We start from the raw sequence: 14,562 nt of genomic DNA on the forward strand, positions 1-14,562 counted from the left end.
CGGAGGCCCTTGCGGCGGCTGGGAGGGCGGCCAGCGGCCGGGAGGTCCGGCTACACTCCGGCGAGGTTGGCGAGCTTGTCGGGATTGCGCACGATATATACGCACTGAATGAGCCCGTCCCTGACATCCACCTGGAAGACGGAGTCGGGCTTTCCACCCGAGAGCACCAGCAGGCCCGGCGCACCATTGAGCTCCAGGAACCGCATGTCGAGGTCCTGGGCCTGGCCGTGGGCCACGGCGATGAGGAAACGGCCGACCTTGTCGGCGCTCTCGATGACCCGCAGCGGCGCCTTGGACTTTCCGCCGCTGTCGCCGACGAGGCGCACATCGGGCGCGAGCAGGGCCAGAAGTTCCTTGATGTCACCGCCCGCCGCCGCGGCGAGGAACCGCTCCGTGAGGTCACGGCGCTGGGCCGGGTCGACGTCGTAGCGCGGTTTGCGTTCCTCGACATGGCGCCGCGCACGCCCCGCGAGCTGCCGTACTGCGGTCTCGGTCCGGTCCAGGGTGGCGGCGATCTCGGCGTACGGGAAGCCGAACGCCTCGCGCAGGACGAAGACAGCCCGCTCCATCGGCGACAGCGATTCGAGGACGACAAGCACGGCGACCGATACGGAGTCGGCGAGAACTGCCTGTTCCGCGGTATCGGGCACGGCCGGCCCGAAGTCGGTGACGAGGGGCTCCGGCAGCCACGGTCCGACGTACGCCTCGCGCCGCGACTGCGCCTGCCGCAACCGGTCGATGGCGAGACGGGTGATGATCCTTACGAGAAAGGCGCGCGGCTCCCGTACATCCTCACGCGATGCGGACGACCAGCGCAGCCATGCCTCCTGCACCACATCCTCGGCATCGGCGATCCTGCCCAGCATGCGGTAGGCAACCCCGGTGAGCACGGGGCGGTGGTCCTCGAAGACATCGGTCGCGGTGTCGGCTGTCACCCCTCCATCCCAGCCGAGACTCCACAGACTGTCCAGCACGAACCGCCCGGCCTCTTGAACCGCAAGCTACCGAGCGGTAATTGTTGTTGACGAGACGTCTAAGTCCCCTTCAGGCATGGCCCGTTCATGCCGGATCACCCCGGGAGCACCAGCATGGCCACCACGGTCTCGTTCAGCGTCGACTCACCTCAAGGGCCTCGGGCCGTGTCCATCGCGTATGAACGGACCGGTTCCGGGGAGCCGTTGCTTCTGCTCCACGGCATCGGCCACCACCGTCAGGCCTGGGATCCGGTGCTGCCCGTCCTGGCCGTGGAACGGGATGTGATAGCCGTGGACCTTCCCGGTTTCGGTGCATCCTCGGCGCTGCCCGACGGGGTGCCGTACGACCTGGCGAGCGTGGTCCCGGCGCTCGGAGCGTTCTGCGAGGAGCTCGGTCTGGACCGGCCGCATGTGGCAGGCAATTCGCTGGGCGGTCTGCTGGCGCTGGAGCTGGGCCGCGAGAAGCTCGTGCGGTCGGTGACGGCGCTGTCGCCCGCCGGTTTCTGGACGGAGAGCGAGCGGCGCTATGCGTTCGGGGCGCTGCGGGCAATGCGGCGGGGCGCGCTGTCGATGCCCACGCCGCTGATCGAGCGGCTCTCGCACAGCGCGGCCGGACGTGCGGCGCTGACCAGCACCAGCTACGCCCGGCCCGGCCGCCGTTCACCCAGCGCCGTTGTCGCGGAGACCATCGCCCTGCGCGAGGCGACCGGTTTCCACCAGACGCTTGCCGCCGGGCGGAGTGTCACGTTCACCGACGACGTGCCGGGGCTGCCCGTGACCGTCGCCTGGGGCAGCCGCGACCGGCTGCTGCTGCGTCGCCAGGGAATCAGGGCCAAGTACACCATTCCCGGTGCCCGGCTGGTGCGGCTGCCCGGTTGCGGACATGTTCCGATGAACGATGATCCGGCGCTCGTGGCGCGCGTCATTCTCGATACCAGCCGCTGAGTCGACATCCCGCGCCGCGCCACTCCGAGGCAGGACGCCCGAGCCGAGCACCACTCCCAGCCCGGCCGGAAGGCTGCCGCCGGCCTGCGGGATCCCGTACGATCCGGTGCCGACGAGCGGTGCGGTGAGCACGGCGGAGACCGGGATCAGGCCGGAGAAGAGTGTGGCGCGTTCGGCGCCGATGCGCTGCATGCCCATGTACCAGCAGACGAAGCGCGGTGACCACGGCTGCCTGCCGGAGCAGCGCCGTGGCTTCGCCGGGTGTGGGCATCTGCAGAACGGCCCCGCCGTCGAGCAGCACGGACTCCGCGGCGGCGATGCCGCAGACCGTGGCGGACAGCACTTTCGGCCCCAGCGGGCGCCACACCGGTACGGCGAGGACGGCGAGGACGGCGAAGCCGACCTCGCCCGCCAGCGCGCCGACCGAGCAGAGGATTCCCGCCGGACCCGTACGGCCCGCCCCTGAACGGTGAAGGCCCCGGCGGCGACGAGCGCGGCAGCGTACAGGACCGCGCGCATCGGGCGACGGCCGTCCAGCAGCGGTACGAGGACGCGACGAGGATCGGGGCGCAGCCGACGAGCACCCCTGCAACGGCGGGTTCCGCGGATCGTTCCGCTCCGAGTACGGCCAGGTTGAAGCCGACCATGCCGACGGCTGCCAGCGCGCCTACCGTGAGCGGCGCGACACGCTGACCGCGGCGCTGGCTGAGCACTTCCCCGGCACCGAGGTGAGCGGGATCGCCGCCGGTCTGCACATCATTGCCCAACTGCCTGAACGGTACGGCCCCGCACCGGTGTTCGTGGCGCGCGACCGGTGTCGGAGTGGCCCTGCGGCCACTGGGCGACTTCGGCACCGTGTCCTCCACGGACCGAACCGTGAGCCTGGTTCTCGGTTACGCACATCTGGCTACCCAGGACATCGCTCAGGGTGTGCGGTTGCCGGCGGCGGCTCAGCGGGACGCGAACGGACCGGACATCGGCGAGGGCCGGGGCCGGGTGTTCATCTGAGGTTGGTGTGTGCGCCGCCGACGGGCACGAGGGTGGGGTCGGTCGATCAGCCACCCGTTCGTCCACTGACCACTGCCCCGGAGGCTCCTCGATGTCGTACCGTCCGCGTATTCCGTCCCTCGACCGCCGCGGGGTGCTGCGCGGCTCGCTCGTCGCGTCGGCGGCGCTGACGCTCCCCGTGGTGGGCGCCGCTGCCCCCGCCTTCGCACTGTCCGGCAGGCCGCGCGCGGCATGGGGCGTGCAGGTGGGCGATGTCACCGCGTCGTCCGCGCTGGTGTGGGTCCGGTCGGACCGTCCGGCCAGGATGGTCGTGGAGACTTCGGCGACGGAGTCCTTCCGGCGGGCCCGCACATGGCACGGTCCGCTGGTCGGTTCCGACACGGACTTCACTGGGACTACACCGCTGTACGGGCTGCCACCGGGAGAGCAGGTGCACTACCGGGTGACGCTCTCCGATCCTGAAGACCCCCGCCGCACCGGCGAGCCGGTGTACGGAACCTTCCGGACCGCGCCCGCCCGGCGCCGGGACGGGGTGCGCTTCCTGTGGTCCGGCGACATCGCGGGCCAGGGCTGGGGCATCAACCCGGACATCGGCGGCTACGTGGTGTACGACGAAATGCGCCGCCTCGACCCGGACTTCTTTCTCTGCAGCGGCGACAACATCTACGCGGACGGGGTGATCGAGCCGAGCGTGACCCTGCCCGACGGGCGTGTCTGGCGCAATGTCACCACGGAGGAGAAGGCGAAGGTCGCCGAGACCCTTGCCGAGTACCGCGGGAACTTCCGCTACAACCTGCTCGATCGCAATCTCCGCGAGTTCAACGCGCAGGTGCCTTCGATTGTTCAGTGGGACGACCACGAGGTACGCAACAACTGGTATCCCGGGCAGATCCTCGATGACTCCCGCTACACCGAGAAGAACGTCAATGTGCTGGCGGATCGTTCGATGCGGGCGTTCCGCGAGTACTTCCCGGTGTCCACTCTGCATGCCTCGTCGGGCGAGGGCCGGATGCACCGCGTCGTGCGGCACGGTCCCCTGCTCGATGTGTTCGTCCTCGACATGCGGTCCTTCCGCAACGCCAACTCCCCCGGCCGGCAGCCCGACGACACCACCGGCATCCTCGGCGCCGAGCAGCTCAGCTGGCTCAAGCACGAGCTGTCGCGGTCCCGCGCGGTGTGGAAGGTGATTGCCGCGGACATGCCGCTGGGACTGGTGGTCACCGACGGTGCGACGGACTTCGAAGCGGTCGCACAGAGCGATCCCGGAGCCCCGCTCGGCCGTGAGCTCCAGATCGCGGAACTGCTCCGGTACATCAAGCACCGGCGGATCACCGGCACGGTCTGGCTGACGGCCGATGTGCACTACACATCGGCGCAGCACTACGAGCCCGAGCGCGCAGCGTTCAAGGACTTCGCACCGTTCTGGGAGTTCGTGTCCGGACCGCTGGCGGCCGGTCAGTTCCCGGCCAACGCACTCGACGCGACGTTCGGTCCCGACCAGGTCTTCGTGCGGGCGCCCGACCGCGCGAACGTGTCGCCGATGGAGTCTCCGCAGTTCTTCGGCGAGGTCGACATCGACGGCGGCAGCGGCGAGTTGACCGTGCGGCTGCGGGCGCAGGGCGGTTCCGTGTTGTTCAGCAAGGTGTTGCAGCCGGGGCGCGTGGGACAGTGAACCGGCACGCGGGCAGTCGGCCCCGGGAAGTGGTCGGGGGCCGACTGTCAGTGGTGGGTTCTACGGTTCCTGCATGACCCGATCCGTTCAGGCATTGGCCTACTCACGCCCGTCCGTTCTGGAGTCCTCGCAGGCCGGACAGCTCCTCGGCCTGGAGACCGCCGGTGGTCACACGCCACAGGGCACCGAGCCCCACCCCCGGTTCTTCTCCGGTTTCCTCACATCGCCGAGGATCGCTGCCCGCGGCCTGCTGGCCGTGGCGGACGTGGCATCCGCGCGCTACTACCAGCGCACCCTGCCCTCGTCGCTCGACCCGGTGGTGACGGGCAACGGCGACCGGTTGCGCTTCGAGTCGTTCTCCGGCTGTTGCGGGGTGTATGCGCGCCTCGATGTGCTGCGGGACGGTCTGGACGGTGCGCAGACGGGTCACGGTACGACGAATGTGGATGTGAACAATCCGCTGCGGGAGGCGCTTTCGCGGATAGCGGGCGACGATCCTCTGCACATGCGGGTGGGCCCGGACGAGTTGGCCGTCACCACTATGGACGGTCCGGTCGTGGAGAAGAAGGTGCCCCTGCCCGACCGGTGGTTGCGCGGCTTCGCCGAGGCGCAGGTGGTGTCCGCCGGTTTCGATCTGCGGGCCGAGCTGTCGGCCGCGGAGGCTGTGCGGTTCCTGCGTTCGCTGCCTCGTTCGTCGGGGAATGCCTCGCGGGGCGCGCAGTGGGTGGTTCCCGCCGGAAAGACGTTGCGGCCGACGACACGGCCGGTGGCGGGGGCGGTGTGTCTGCCGGGCCCCGAGCGGCTGGCTGCACTGCAGCGGGTATTGCGTCATGCGACATCACTGCGGGTGTACGGGCCGGTGGCCGACGGGGCGGCGACCGCGAGCGCCTGGGAGGTGGTGCTGCCGGGCATGCGGCTCACCCTGACGCTGTCGCCCGACGCCTCGCGCGGGTTCTCCGGCGAGGGCGGGGTGCTCGATGCGCTGGCCACCGACGATGCCGCGGCCGACGCCGAGCTGGTCTCCGTGCTCCTGGCCTGGGAGCCGCGGATCGAACCCGCCGACCTCGCGGAGCAGTCGGGTCTGGCGGTGGAGCGGGTACGGGCCGCGCTCACCCGGCTGGGGACAGCGGGCCGGGTCGGCTACGACCTCGCCGACGCGGCCTACTTCCACCGCGAGCTGCCGTACGACGCCGACCGGGCCGAGCGGCACAATCCCCGGCTGGTGGCGGCCCGGCAGCTGGCCGGCTCGGGCGCCGTCGTACTCGACGGGGACGTGGCGGCCGTGGCCTCGGGAGAGCGCCGCTATCAGGTGAGGGAGCAGGACGGGATGCTGAGCTGTACGTGCCAGTGGTGGGCGGATTACCGCGGGCGGCGGGGCCCGTGCAAGCACGCGCTGGCCGTCCGGATGGTCCGTCGCGGTGCACCGGTCCCCGGAGGCGTGCGATGAAGGAGCTGCTCACCGCGGTGCGGGAAGGTCGCAAGCAAGATGTCCCGGCACTGCTGGCCCGGCTGAACAATGCCGAACGCAGGTCGGCGCTGTCGGAGTTGAAGGCGCTCCGCAAGGAGGCGCGGAGCTGGCACTGGCGCGAACAGGACAAGATCCGGAAGGCCCTGCTGGTGGCCGGGGCGGGCTGTCACACCGGCGCCGCGGCCTGCGCCACCTGGATCGGCGGCCGGGATCTGCTGGACTGGGCACGGTCCCCGTACCCGCTGGTTCTCGAAATCCTGGCGGACCGTGACCCCGCCTGGCTCGGTGACGTCGCGCATCGGCTGGCGGGGCGGGCCGCGACGGCGGAGACCGCATACGAGCTCATCGCCGGGCTGGTGAAGATCGCTCAATGCCCGGTGCCCACCACTGACGGCTTCGTACAGGGCTGGGCCGAGACTGTATCGACCGCACCGTGGCGGCGGCAGAGGGCGCAACCGCTGCGCGACATCCTCCGTGCCGACCCGCATCTGACCATTATGGTGCCGCGGCTCTTCGAGGTGGCGGAACTGCCGCCACAGGTGACCTGGATCGACGAACCCGACAACCCTTGCCACTGGCCCGAGGCGCTGGCCGTCCTCGCGGACGAGGGCCTGCTGGAGCGCTCGGTGCTCGTCAACAGTTGTGTGACCCGGCTGCTGCGCGGCGGAAAGCCTGGCGATCTCCGGTTCTTCCTGGCCGTGTTGCACCGGCTCGCGCTGACCGAGCAGGAGGAGGCCGAGCGGGTCGCCGACTGGATCGCAATGGCCGCGGACGGGATCTCCACCGTGGCCGGCCATGCCCAGGATGTGCTCGGCCGCCTGGAAGAACACGGAGAACTGCCCGTGCGGGCCCTGGCGGATGTGTCGGGTTCGATGCTGTTCCGCACCGAGAAGAAGCTGGTCCGGGCCCAGCTCATGGTGATCGGCAAGGCACTGCGCCGCGATCCGTCGACGGCCGACGAACTACTGCCCGTCGTCACGGAAGCCTTCGGGCACGAGGACATCGCCATCCAGGAGCGGGCGCTCAAACTGGTGGCGCGGTACTTGCCCGCCGTCGGTGACCCTGTTCGGGAAGAACTTGCCCTGTCCGCCTCACTGTTGGGGCCGACGCACCGCACGGCTGCGGCCGAGGTGTTCGGCGACCTGCTGGACGACCGGTGGGCGGCGGAGCCGTACGAGGAGTTGCTGCCACCCGCTCCGGCCCTGCAACGTCTCGAACCGGCACCGACGACGCTGCCCGAGCTCGTCGAGGAGGTGGTGGTCCTGGCGAGATCCGCATCGCGGGATGTCACCGCCTTCGAGCGAGCGCTGGACGGGCTGGTCCGCCATGCCCACACCGATCGGCCGGCGCTGGCCGACGCGCTGCGTGATGCGCTGGCGGGTCAGTGGTGGCTCGACGACGAACCGTTGCCGGAGGTCGAGCGGCGGCTCCGCTCGGAGGCGGGTATCGAGCTCGTCGTGGGCGTACTGCTCGGACGGGTGTCGGTACAGGCCGTGCATGACGGACGCGCCGCCTGGACCGGCACCGGGACCTGCGTCCATGCCGCGCTCAAGGGGGTGATGAAGGCCCGGCTGTGGGAGGCCGCCGACGTCGTGCTGAGCGGCAGCGCACCGTTCCTGCTCGCCTTTCCGACGTGGCACACCGGCTTGCTCGACCCTGCTGTGCTGGTCGAGCGGCTGCGTACGTATCAGCAGCTCGGGATCCGGCCCGGAGACGCGGATTTCGCCCAGGCCCTGCTGCGCGTGCGGCGCAACGGTCAGCACGAGGCCGCGGCGGCGGCCGCCCTGCTCGGCACCCCGGAGGGTGACCGGCTGGCCGCCTGGCTGCAGGCCGACGAGCCACTCGCGCCTGTGTTCCGGTTCGATCTGGAGAAGCAGCAGTCCTTGGCCCATGGTTGGGAGATGCGGCAGCCGACCGACTGGATCCTGCGCGTCCTGATGGCCAGCGATGAACGCCCGGTCATTCAGCGGGAGTTCCCTCGTTCCTTCCACTGGCTGGGCCATCCGCATACCCCGCGCCATCGCATCTGCTACCACTGGGGCGACCACCCGGGGTCCTGGCTCGCCACGCTGCCCGAGGACGGCGAGACACTGGCCGCATGGCTGCTGCCGACCGTCGCAACTTGTGCGACCGATGAACTGAGGGGAGCGGCCCAGCCGCTCACCGCACTCGTCGAACTCGGCGGGCCCGCCTCCGAGGCCATACATCTGACCGTGGCGTACGGGCTGGGAGCCCGGCATCCGGAGGACCGGCTGTCGGCGGTGGACGCTCTGCTGATACTCGCAGCCCAGCAGCGGCTGGACGCGGCGTTGCTCGGCAAGGAGCTGGCGATCCTCCTCGACCACAGCCTGGTGAAGCCCAGTCGTCTCGCGGATTCCGCCCGTACCGCGGCCGCCACCGGGGCATACCGGACCGTGCTCACCGTGCTGGCCGTCGTTCTGCCGGGGCTACTGGCGCACAAGAAGGGACCTCGCGGGCTGAGCGACCTGCTCTCCGTGGCGGCCGAATGCGTGGAGCACTGTGGTGCGACAGGTACCGAGCCGATACCCGGGCTCGCCGAAACTGCCGCACGCGGCGGATCCTCGCAGCTGGTACGTCAAGCAGCGCGCCTGAAGGCGGCCTGGGAACAAGGTCCGGTACTGACATGACCGCCCAGGACATCCTGGCGTAACCCGCAGCGACCCGTCCGGCGCGACGGCCCCGTCCGGGCCGGACGCTCGGGGGTCCGGGCCCGGACGGGAGCTGCCGTGCCGCCGGCTCATGGCCCGGGCCCGGAGGAGACCGCAGTACTACTGCGAACCACAATCGATCAAGACATTAATCCGCCAAAACCAACGATAGGGGACCAGATCCACACTTAACCCATCAGTCACAGAGCGTTCGTGATCAGGCAACACCGCTCAGTCACAGTGGAGGCATGGCTGATGTGACATCCACCAAGACTGCCCACCGCTCCCACCACTGGCGGCGGGACGTGACCGAACTGGCCGCCCTGTTCACCGCGGTCGCGGTGGCCGACGCGATCGCCAACCTGATCGGACACCAGCCGGACGGACCGTATCTCCTGATCGCCTCGGCCGTGGCCCTGGCGGTGACAGCCGCGTTCCACACCTGGTGGGCACGTCGTCACAGCCACGCCCCGCCGCCGACCCGCACCGACCTCATCTCCGAAAGCGACAGCGTGTCGCACCGCATCGACGCCGCCGCGCTCGCGACCGCGTCCACCGCCGCAGGCCCGGCCCTGCCCCCCGAGGACACGGTGCTGTGGCGGATGCGTACCACCGTTCGGGACATCCCGGGCAGTCTGGCCGCGCTGTGCATCGCGCTCGCCCGGCATCGAGTCGACATCCTCACCCTGCAGACGCACCCGCTGGCAGAGGGCACGGTCGACGAGTTCCTGCTCCGCGCCCCCGCTCCGCTCCAGGCCCAGCAGCTGAGCCGGGCGATCTCCGCCGCGGGGGGCGGCTCCACCTGGATCGAGCGGGCCGACGCGCACGACCTGGTGGACGCCCCGACCCGCATCCTGGGCCTCGCCACACGCACGGCCCTGGACGCCGCCGAACTCCCCCTTGCCCTGCGTCAATTGCTCGGCCGCTGCACGATCCATTCGCTGCCCGCCGTCTCGCTCACTGGCCGCGCAACCGGTGAGACCGCGCCCGTCGAGGGCATGCCGGAGGAGACGCTGATGCGGTTGCGCGACCCGTCCGGAGGTGCCATCACCATCGAACGCCCCTACCTTCCGTTCACCCCGACCGAGTTCGCCCGAGCCCGCGCCCTGGTAGAGCTCGACGCCCGGCTCGGCCCCCGTGTGCCGCGCAGCGAGCAGGTACTCACCCTTCCCGAGGGCAACGAGATCACCGTGCGCCGCGCGGACCGCAGCGACCTCGAAGAGGCCCGCGCCATGCATAACCGCTGCTCCGAGCAGACGCTGCGGCTGCGGTACCACGGCCCGGTCCGTGACGCCGACCGCTACCTGGACCATCTGCTGAGCCCTCGCTTCGGCCGCACCCTGGCCGTGCAGACGGCCTCGGGCCGGCTGGTCGCCCTCGGCCACCTCCTCTGGGACGGCGACGAGACCGAGGTCGCCCTCCTCGTCGAGGACGAATGGCAGCGCCGCGGGATCGGATCCGAACTCCTGGGCCGACTGGTGACGCTCGCCATCGAAGCAGGCTGCGAGAGCGTCTACGCCGTTACCCAGGCGTCCAACACCGGCATGGTCGCGGCCATGCGTGCGCTGTCCCTGCCGCTGGACTACCAGATCGAGGAGGGCACGCTGGTCATCACCGCACGGCTGGACGCGACTCCGGTTCGTTCGCTGCCACCGTACGAGCAGGCCGGCCGCTGACCTCCTGACGGAGGACTTCGGGACGGAGGGCCTCATGCCGGGGGGCTTCCGGACGGAGGGGCTCATGCCGGAGGACTTCCTGACGACCGACCTCCTGTGAGCTCAGCGCCTGGCACAGATCGGCCCACAGATCCTCGACATCCTCCAGACCGACCGACATCCGCAGCAGCCGGTCCCCGACGCCGGACGCCTGCCGGTCTCCCTCATCCACAATGCGGTGGCTGATGGAGGCCGGATGCTGGATCAGGGTGTCCACACTGCCGAGACTGACCGCGGGTGTGATGAGACGTACGGCCGAAATCACCCGGTGCGGATCCCCGTACACCTCGAACGAGACCATCGCCCCGCCAAGCTTCGGGTAGTGGACCCGGGCGATACGCGGATCGGCCGTCAGCCTGCGGGACAGTTCGGCGGCGCTCGCGGAGGCCGCCCGCACCCGGACCGGGAGCGTGGCGAGGCCGCGGAGCAGCAGGTACCCGGCCATCGGGTGCAGCACCCCGCCGGTGGCGAAGCGCACCTGCCGCAGGCGGGCCGCGAACTCCTCGTCGCAGGCAACGACCCCGCCCATCACATCGCCGTGCCCACCGAGGTACTTGGTGGCGCTGTGCAGCACGATCCGTGCGCCGTGCTCGACGGGTCGCTGGAGTACGGGCGTGGCGAAGGTGTTGTCGACGAGCAGCGGCACGGAACCGCAGGAGTGCGCGATCGCGCGGATGTCGACCTCGGCGAGCGTCGGGTTGGCGGGCGTCTCCACCATCACCAGCCCGGTGTCCGGGCGGATGGCCTCCGCGATGCCCGAAGGGTCGGTCCAGGTCACTTCGGTGCCCAGCAGACCGGCGCCGAGAAGGTGATCGCTGCAGCCGTAGAGCGGTCGGACGGCGACCACATGGCGCAGTCCCATGCTCGCCCGGACCAGCAGGACGGCGGTGAGCGCCGCCATTCCGCTGGCGAACGACACGGCACTCTCCGTTCCTTCGAGCCGGGCGAGGGCGGTCTCGAAGCGGCCCGTCGTCGGGTTGTCCAGCCGTGCGTAGACAGGCGGTCCTTCGAGCCTGGCTCCGGTGGCGGCGAAGGTGTCGATCCGCTCGGCCTCGCCCCTGGAGTCGTACGAGGGGTAGGTGGTGGACAGATCGATCGGCGGGGCATGCAGGCCCAGGGCCGCGAGATCATCGCGGCCTGCGTGCACGGCTTCGGTGGCCAGCGCCCTGGAGCGGGTTGTCGTCGAGGGCGCCATCGAGGATTCGGTGTCCATGAAATAACCCTGAACAAACACCGGGCCTTCATGTGAAAGCCCCGTGCTACGTTCGACAGATGGCCGATTCAGTCGTACTGGACCCGGTGGACCTGCACATTCTGCGACTGCTGCAGAACGATGCCCGGACCACCTACCGCGAGCTGGCCGCCGAGGTCGGGCTCGCACCGTCGACCTGTCTGGACCGGGTGACCAGGCTGCGCCGCTCCGGCGTCATTCTCGGCCATCAGCTGCGTCTTGACCCGGCGAAGCTGGGCCGCGGCCTGGAGGCGCTGCTCTCCGTACAGGTCCGTCCGCACCGCAGAGAGCTCATCGGCCCGTTCGTCGAACGCATCAGGACGCTGCCCGAGTCCCGCGCGCTCTTCCATCTGACCGGGCCCGACGACTACCTGGTCCATGTCGCGGTCACCGACACCGCGGATCTGCAACGCCTCGTGCTGGACGAATTCACCTCACGCCGCGAAGTGGCCAGGGTCGAGACCCGGCTGATATTCCAGCAGTGGGAGTGCGGACCTCTGCTGCCGCCGTCCGCAGGATCGTCCGGGACAGGCCACTGAGGCCGAATGATGATGACGCGGAGGCCTCCGCCGTACGAGGATGTCCGCATGTCAGACATTCTCAGCAGTGCGCTGCCCCGTCAGGTCGCCGACGCCTACGTCGACGCATTCATCGAACTCGACCCGATCGCCGGCACATATCTGGGTGTTGCGGAGAGCTCGCGGCGCCTTCCCGATTTCTCCCCCGCGGGGCAGGAAGCTCTTGCCGAGCTCGCCCGCACCACCCTGGCGAAGCTCGATGCCGCTGAACAGCTGCCCGGCGCGGACAGCGATGCCGAGCGCCGATGCGGCCGCCTGCTGCGCGAGCGCCTCATGGCGGAACTCGCCGTCCATGAGGCCGATGAGGGGTTGCGCACGGTCTCCAACCTCGCCTCCCCGGCGCACAGCATCCGTGAGGTGTTCACGGTGACGCCGACCGAGACCGACGAGGACTGGGCGGCGGTCGTGGACAGGCTGCGAGCGGTTCCCGCCGCGCTGGAGGGCTACCGCGAGTCGCTCGCGCTCGGCCTGGAGCGCAAGCTGCTCGGCGGCCCGCGCGCCACGGCCACCTTCATCGGCCAGCTCGACGAGTGGTCCGGCGACGGCGGAACGGGATTCTTCCAGGGCTTCGCCGCCGCCGGCCCGGCGTCTCTGCGTGCCGATCTGGACGACGGCGCCCGCCGTGCCACCGAGTCGGTCGCGGCGCTGCGCGACTGGATGCGCGATGTGTACGCCCCCGCGGTCGAGGGTGCGCCGGACACGGTGGGCCGTGAGCGGTACGCGCGCTGGTCGCGCTACTTCAACGGCACCGACCTGGACCTCGACGAGGCGTACGCCTACGGCTGGTCCGAGTACCACCGGCTGCTCGCCGAGATGAGGACCGAGGCCGAGAAGGTCCTGCCCGGCGCGGGTCCCTGGGAGGCGCTGGCCCATCTCGACGTGCACGGCAAGCACATCGAAGGGGTCGATGAGGTCCAGGCCTGGCTGCAGAGTCTGATGGACGAGGCGATCGAGGCCCTCGACGGCACGCACTTCGAACTCGCCGAAAGGGTACGGAAGGTGGAGTCCCGCATCGCGCCGCCCGGCGGCGCCGCGGCCCCGTACTACACGGGCCCGTCCGAGGACTTCTCGCGCCCCGGCCGCACCTGGCTGCCCACCATGGGCGAGACCCGCTTCCCGGTGTACGACCTGGTCTCCACCTGGTATCACGAGGGTGTGCCGGGCCACCATCTGCAGATCGCCCAGTGGACGCATGTCGCCGACAGCCTCTCCCGCTACCAGGCGTCGATCGGCGATGTCAGCGCCAATGCCGAGGGCTGGGCACTGTACGCGGAGCGGCTCATGGACGAGCTGGGCTTCCTGCCGGACGCCGAGCGCCGCCTCGGCTATCTGGACGCGCAGATGATGCGGGCCTGCCGGGTGATCGTGGACATCGGTATGCACGCGGAGATGGAGATCCCCGCGGACTCCCCGTTCCACCCCGGCGAGCGGTGGACCCCTGAGCTGGCCCAGGAGTTCTTCGGCAACCACAGCGGTCGTCCGGCCGACTTCGTGGAGAGCGAACTCACCCGCTATCTCTCGATGCCGGGGCAGGCCATCGGCTACAAGCTTGGCGAACGCGCCTGGCTGCTCGGCCGGGAGAACGCCCGCAAGGCACACGGTGACGCGTTCGACGCCAAGGCCTGGCACATGGCCGCCCTGTCGCAGGGGCCGCTCGGACTCGACGATCTCGTGGACGAGCTGTCCAAGCTCTGACCCGCCTCTCGCCCCCTCCCCTCCTGCTTTCGGCACTCCTGGTGGAACGTCCCGGCGGGAGCCGCCGGGAGGGGGCATTCGTCCGGCCCGGCCGGTCAGCAGCCGCAGTCGTCGGAGTCGACCGGTGCGGTGAGCGGGTCGGCGTCGCGCCGCTCGCGCCCCTCCCGGGTCTCGAACTCGAAACCCTCGCGCACCCAGTACTCGAAGCCGCCGAGCATCTCCTTGACCTGGTAGCCGAGTTCCGCGAGTGCCAGCGCGGCGCGTGTTCCGCCGTTGCAGCCGGGGCCCCAGCAGTACGTGACCACGGGGACGGCCGGGTCGAGAAGGTTCCGGGCCTGCTCGGGAATGACGGCGGTCGGCAGGTGGACAGCGCCGGGGACATGGCCCTGGTCCCAGGATTCGGTGGAACGCGAATCGAGGAGTACGAAGCCGGGGTCGCCGTCGGCCGTGAGCGCGGCGGCGACATCGGAGACGTCGGCGTGGAAGGCGAGCGAGGCGCCGAAGTAGGCGGCTGCCGCGGCCGGGGAGGCCATCGGGACGCGGAGGACGGGGTTGGCCGCGATCGCGGTGAGCTGCGATGTCATGTCCAAAAATCTACGACCGGTGA

Annotated in this window: 10 protein-coding genes and 2 pseudogenes; 8 read left to right on the forward strand and 4 right to left on the reverse strand. The window is 70.3% G+C overall.

Annotated elements, in window-relative coordinates:
• Window positions 1-50: 50 nt before the first annotated feature.
• A complete protein-coding gene (sigJ, locus tag ACZ7IB_RS24100; RefSeq protein ID WP_470915518.1) occupies window positions 51-935 on the reverse strand; it encodes an RNA polymerase sigma factor SigJ in 885 nt (294 codons plus the stop codon).
• A gap of 153 nt (window positions 936-1,088) precedes the next feature.
• Between sigJ and ACZ7IB_RS24105 the strand changes: the two genes are divergently transcribed.
• Window positions 1,089-1,919 carry an alpha/beta fold hydrolase gene (locus ACZ7IB_RS24105; RefSeq protein WP_470915519.1) on the forward strand — a complete coding sequence of 277 codons (831 nt, stop codon included), beginning with the start codon at window positions 1,089-1,091 and terminating at the stop codon, window positions 1,917-1,919.
• Window positions 1,920-1,928: 9 nt separating this feature from the next.
• On the opposite strand, the pseudogene ACZ7IB_RS24110 reads toward ACZ7IB_RS24105, so the two are convergent.
• A pseudogene (locus ACZ7IB_RS24110) lies at window positions 1,929-2,590 on the reverse strand (EamA family transporter); the annotation flags it as partial.
• Here ACZ7IB_RS24110 and ACZ7IB_RS24115 point away from each other — a divergent pair.
• The 5 genes and pseudogenes from ACZ7IB_RS24115 to ACZ7IB_RS24135 form a co-directional block, all read left to right on the forward strand.
• Window positions 2,576-2,927, forward strand: a pseudogene (locus ACZ7IB_RS24115) (hypothetical protein); the annotation flags it as partial. The pseudogenes ACZ7IB_RS24110 and ACZ7IB_RS24115 overlap by 15 nt on opposite strands.
• Before the next feature lie 91 nt (window positions 2,928-3,018).
• Window positions 3,019-4,599: an alkaline phosphatase D family protein gene (locus tag ACZ7IB_RS24120; RefSeq protein WP_470915521.1), complete on the forward strand. Its 1,581-nt coding sequence runs from the start codon at window positions 3,019-3,021 to the stop codon at window positions 4,597-4,599.
• 73 nt (window positions 4,600-4,672) lie between these two features.
• Window positions 4,673-6,046: an SWIM zinc finger family protein gene (locus tag ACZ7IB_RS24125; RefSeq protein WP_470915523.1), complete on the forward strand. Its 1,374-nt coding sequence runs from the start codon at window positions 4,673-4,675 to the stop codon at window positions 6,044-6,046.
• Window positions 6,043-8,715, forward strand: coding sequence for a DUF7824 domain-containing protein (locus ACZ7IB_RS24130; protein WP_470915524.1), 2,673 nt, complete (start codon window positions 6,043-6,045; stop codon window positions 8,713-8,715). Before ACZ7IB_RS24125 ends, ACZ7IB_RS24130 begins: the two co-directional genes overlap by 4 nt.
• A 269-nt stretch (window positions 8,716-8,984) precedes the next feature.
• Window positions 8,985-10,412 carry a GNAT family N-acetyltransferase gene (locus ACZ7IB_RS24135; RefSeq protein WP_470915526.1) on the forward strand — a complete coding sequence of 476 codons (1,428 nt, stop codon included), beginning with the start codon at window positions 8,985-8,987 and terminating at the stop codon, window positions 10,410-10,412.
• Here the strand turns inward: ACZ7IB_RS24135 and ACZ7IB_RS24140 are convergent.
• Window positions 10,348-11,664 carry a trans-sulfuration enzyme family protein gene (locus ACZ7IB_RS24140; RefSeq protein WP_470915527.1) on the reverse strand — a complete coding sequence of 439 codons (1,317 nt, stop codon included), beginning with the start codon at window positions 11,662-11,664 and terminating at the stop codon, window positions 10,348-10,350. The genes ACZ7IB_RS24135 and ACZ7IB_RS24140 overlap by 65 nt on opposite strands.
• A gap of 59 nt (window positions 11,665-11,723) precedes the next feature.
• On the opposite strand from ACZ7IB_RS24140, the gene ACZ7IB_RS24145 reads away from it, so the two are divergent.
• Entirely contained in the window at window positions 11,724-12,221 is a 498-nt protein-coding gene (locus ACZ7IB_RS24145; RefSeq protein WP_470915529.1) for an Lrp/AsnC family transcriptional regulator, read from the forward strand.
• A gap of 48 nt (window positions 12,222-12,269) precedes the next feature.
• Window positions 12,270-13,955, forward strand: coding sequence for a DUF885 domain-containing protein (locus tag ACZ7IB_RS24150; RefSeq protein ID WP_470915531.1), 1,686 nt, complete (start codon window positions 12,270-12,272; stop codon window positions 13,953-13,955).
• 95 nt (window positions 13,956-14,050) lie between these two features.
• Here the strand turns inward: ACZ7IB_RS24150 and ACZ7IB_RS24155 are convergent, their stop codons facing one another.
• Window positions 14,051-14,539 carry a rhodanese-like domain-containing protein gene (locus tag ACZ7IB_RS24155; RefSeq protein ID WP_470915533.1) on the reverse strand — a complete coding sequence of 163 codons (489 nt, stop codon included), beginning with the start codon at window positions 14,537-14,539 and terminating at the stop codon, window positions 14,051-14,053.
• Between the last annotated feature and the right edge of the window lie 23 nt (window positions 14,540-14,562).

It is taken from the genome of Streptomyces sp. NPDC037301, from assembly GCF_055602785.1.

Bases quoted from the DNA above. Each gene is read 5' to 3' on its own strand.
- ACZ7IB_RS24140 (WP_470915527.1), bottom strand. From the start codon at position 11,664: ATGGACACCGAATCCTCGATGGCGCCCTCGACGACAACCCGCTCCAGG.
- ACZ7IB_RS24105 (WP_470915519.1), top strand. From the start codon at position 1,089: ATGGCCACCACGGTCTCGTTCAGCGTCGACTCACCTCAAGGGCCTCGG.
- ACZ7IB_RS24130 (WP_470915524.1), top strand. From the start codon at position 6,043: ATGAAGGAGCTGCTCACCGCGGTGCGGGAAGGTCGCAAGCAAGATGTC.
- ACZ7IB_RS24125 (WP_470915523.1), top strand. From the start codon at position 4,673: ATGACCCGATCCGTTCAGGCATTGGCCTACTCACGCCCGTCCGTTCTG.
- ACZ7IB_RS24155 (WP_470915533.1), bottom strand. From the start codon at position 14,539: ATGACATCGCAGCTCACCGCGATCGCGGCCAACCCCGTCCTCCGCGTC.
- ACZ7IB_RS24145 (WP_470915529.1), top strand. From the start codon at position 11,724: ATGGCCGATTCAGTCGTACTGGACCCGGTGGACCTGCACATTCTGCGA.
- ACZ7IB_RS24150 (WP_470915531.1), top strand. From the start codon at position 12,270: ATGTCAGACATTCTCAGCAGTGCGCTGCCCCGTCAGGTCGCCGACGCC.
- ACZ7IB_RS24120 (WP_470915521.1), top strand. From the start codon at position 3,019: ATGTCGTACCGTCCGCGTATTCCGTCCCTCGACCGCCGCGGGGTGCTG.
- ACZ7IB_RS24135 (WP_470915526.1), top strand. From the start codon at position 8,985: ATGGCTGATGTGACATCCACCAAGACTGCCCACCGCTCCCACCACTGG.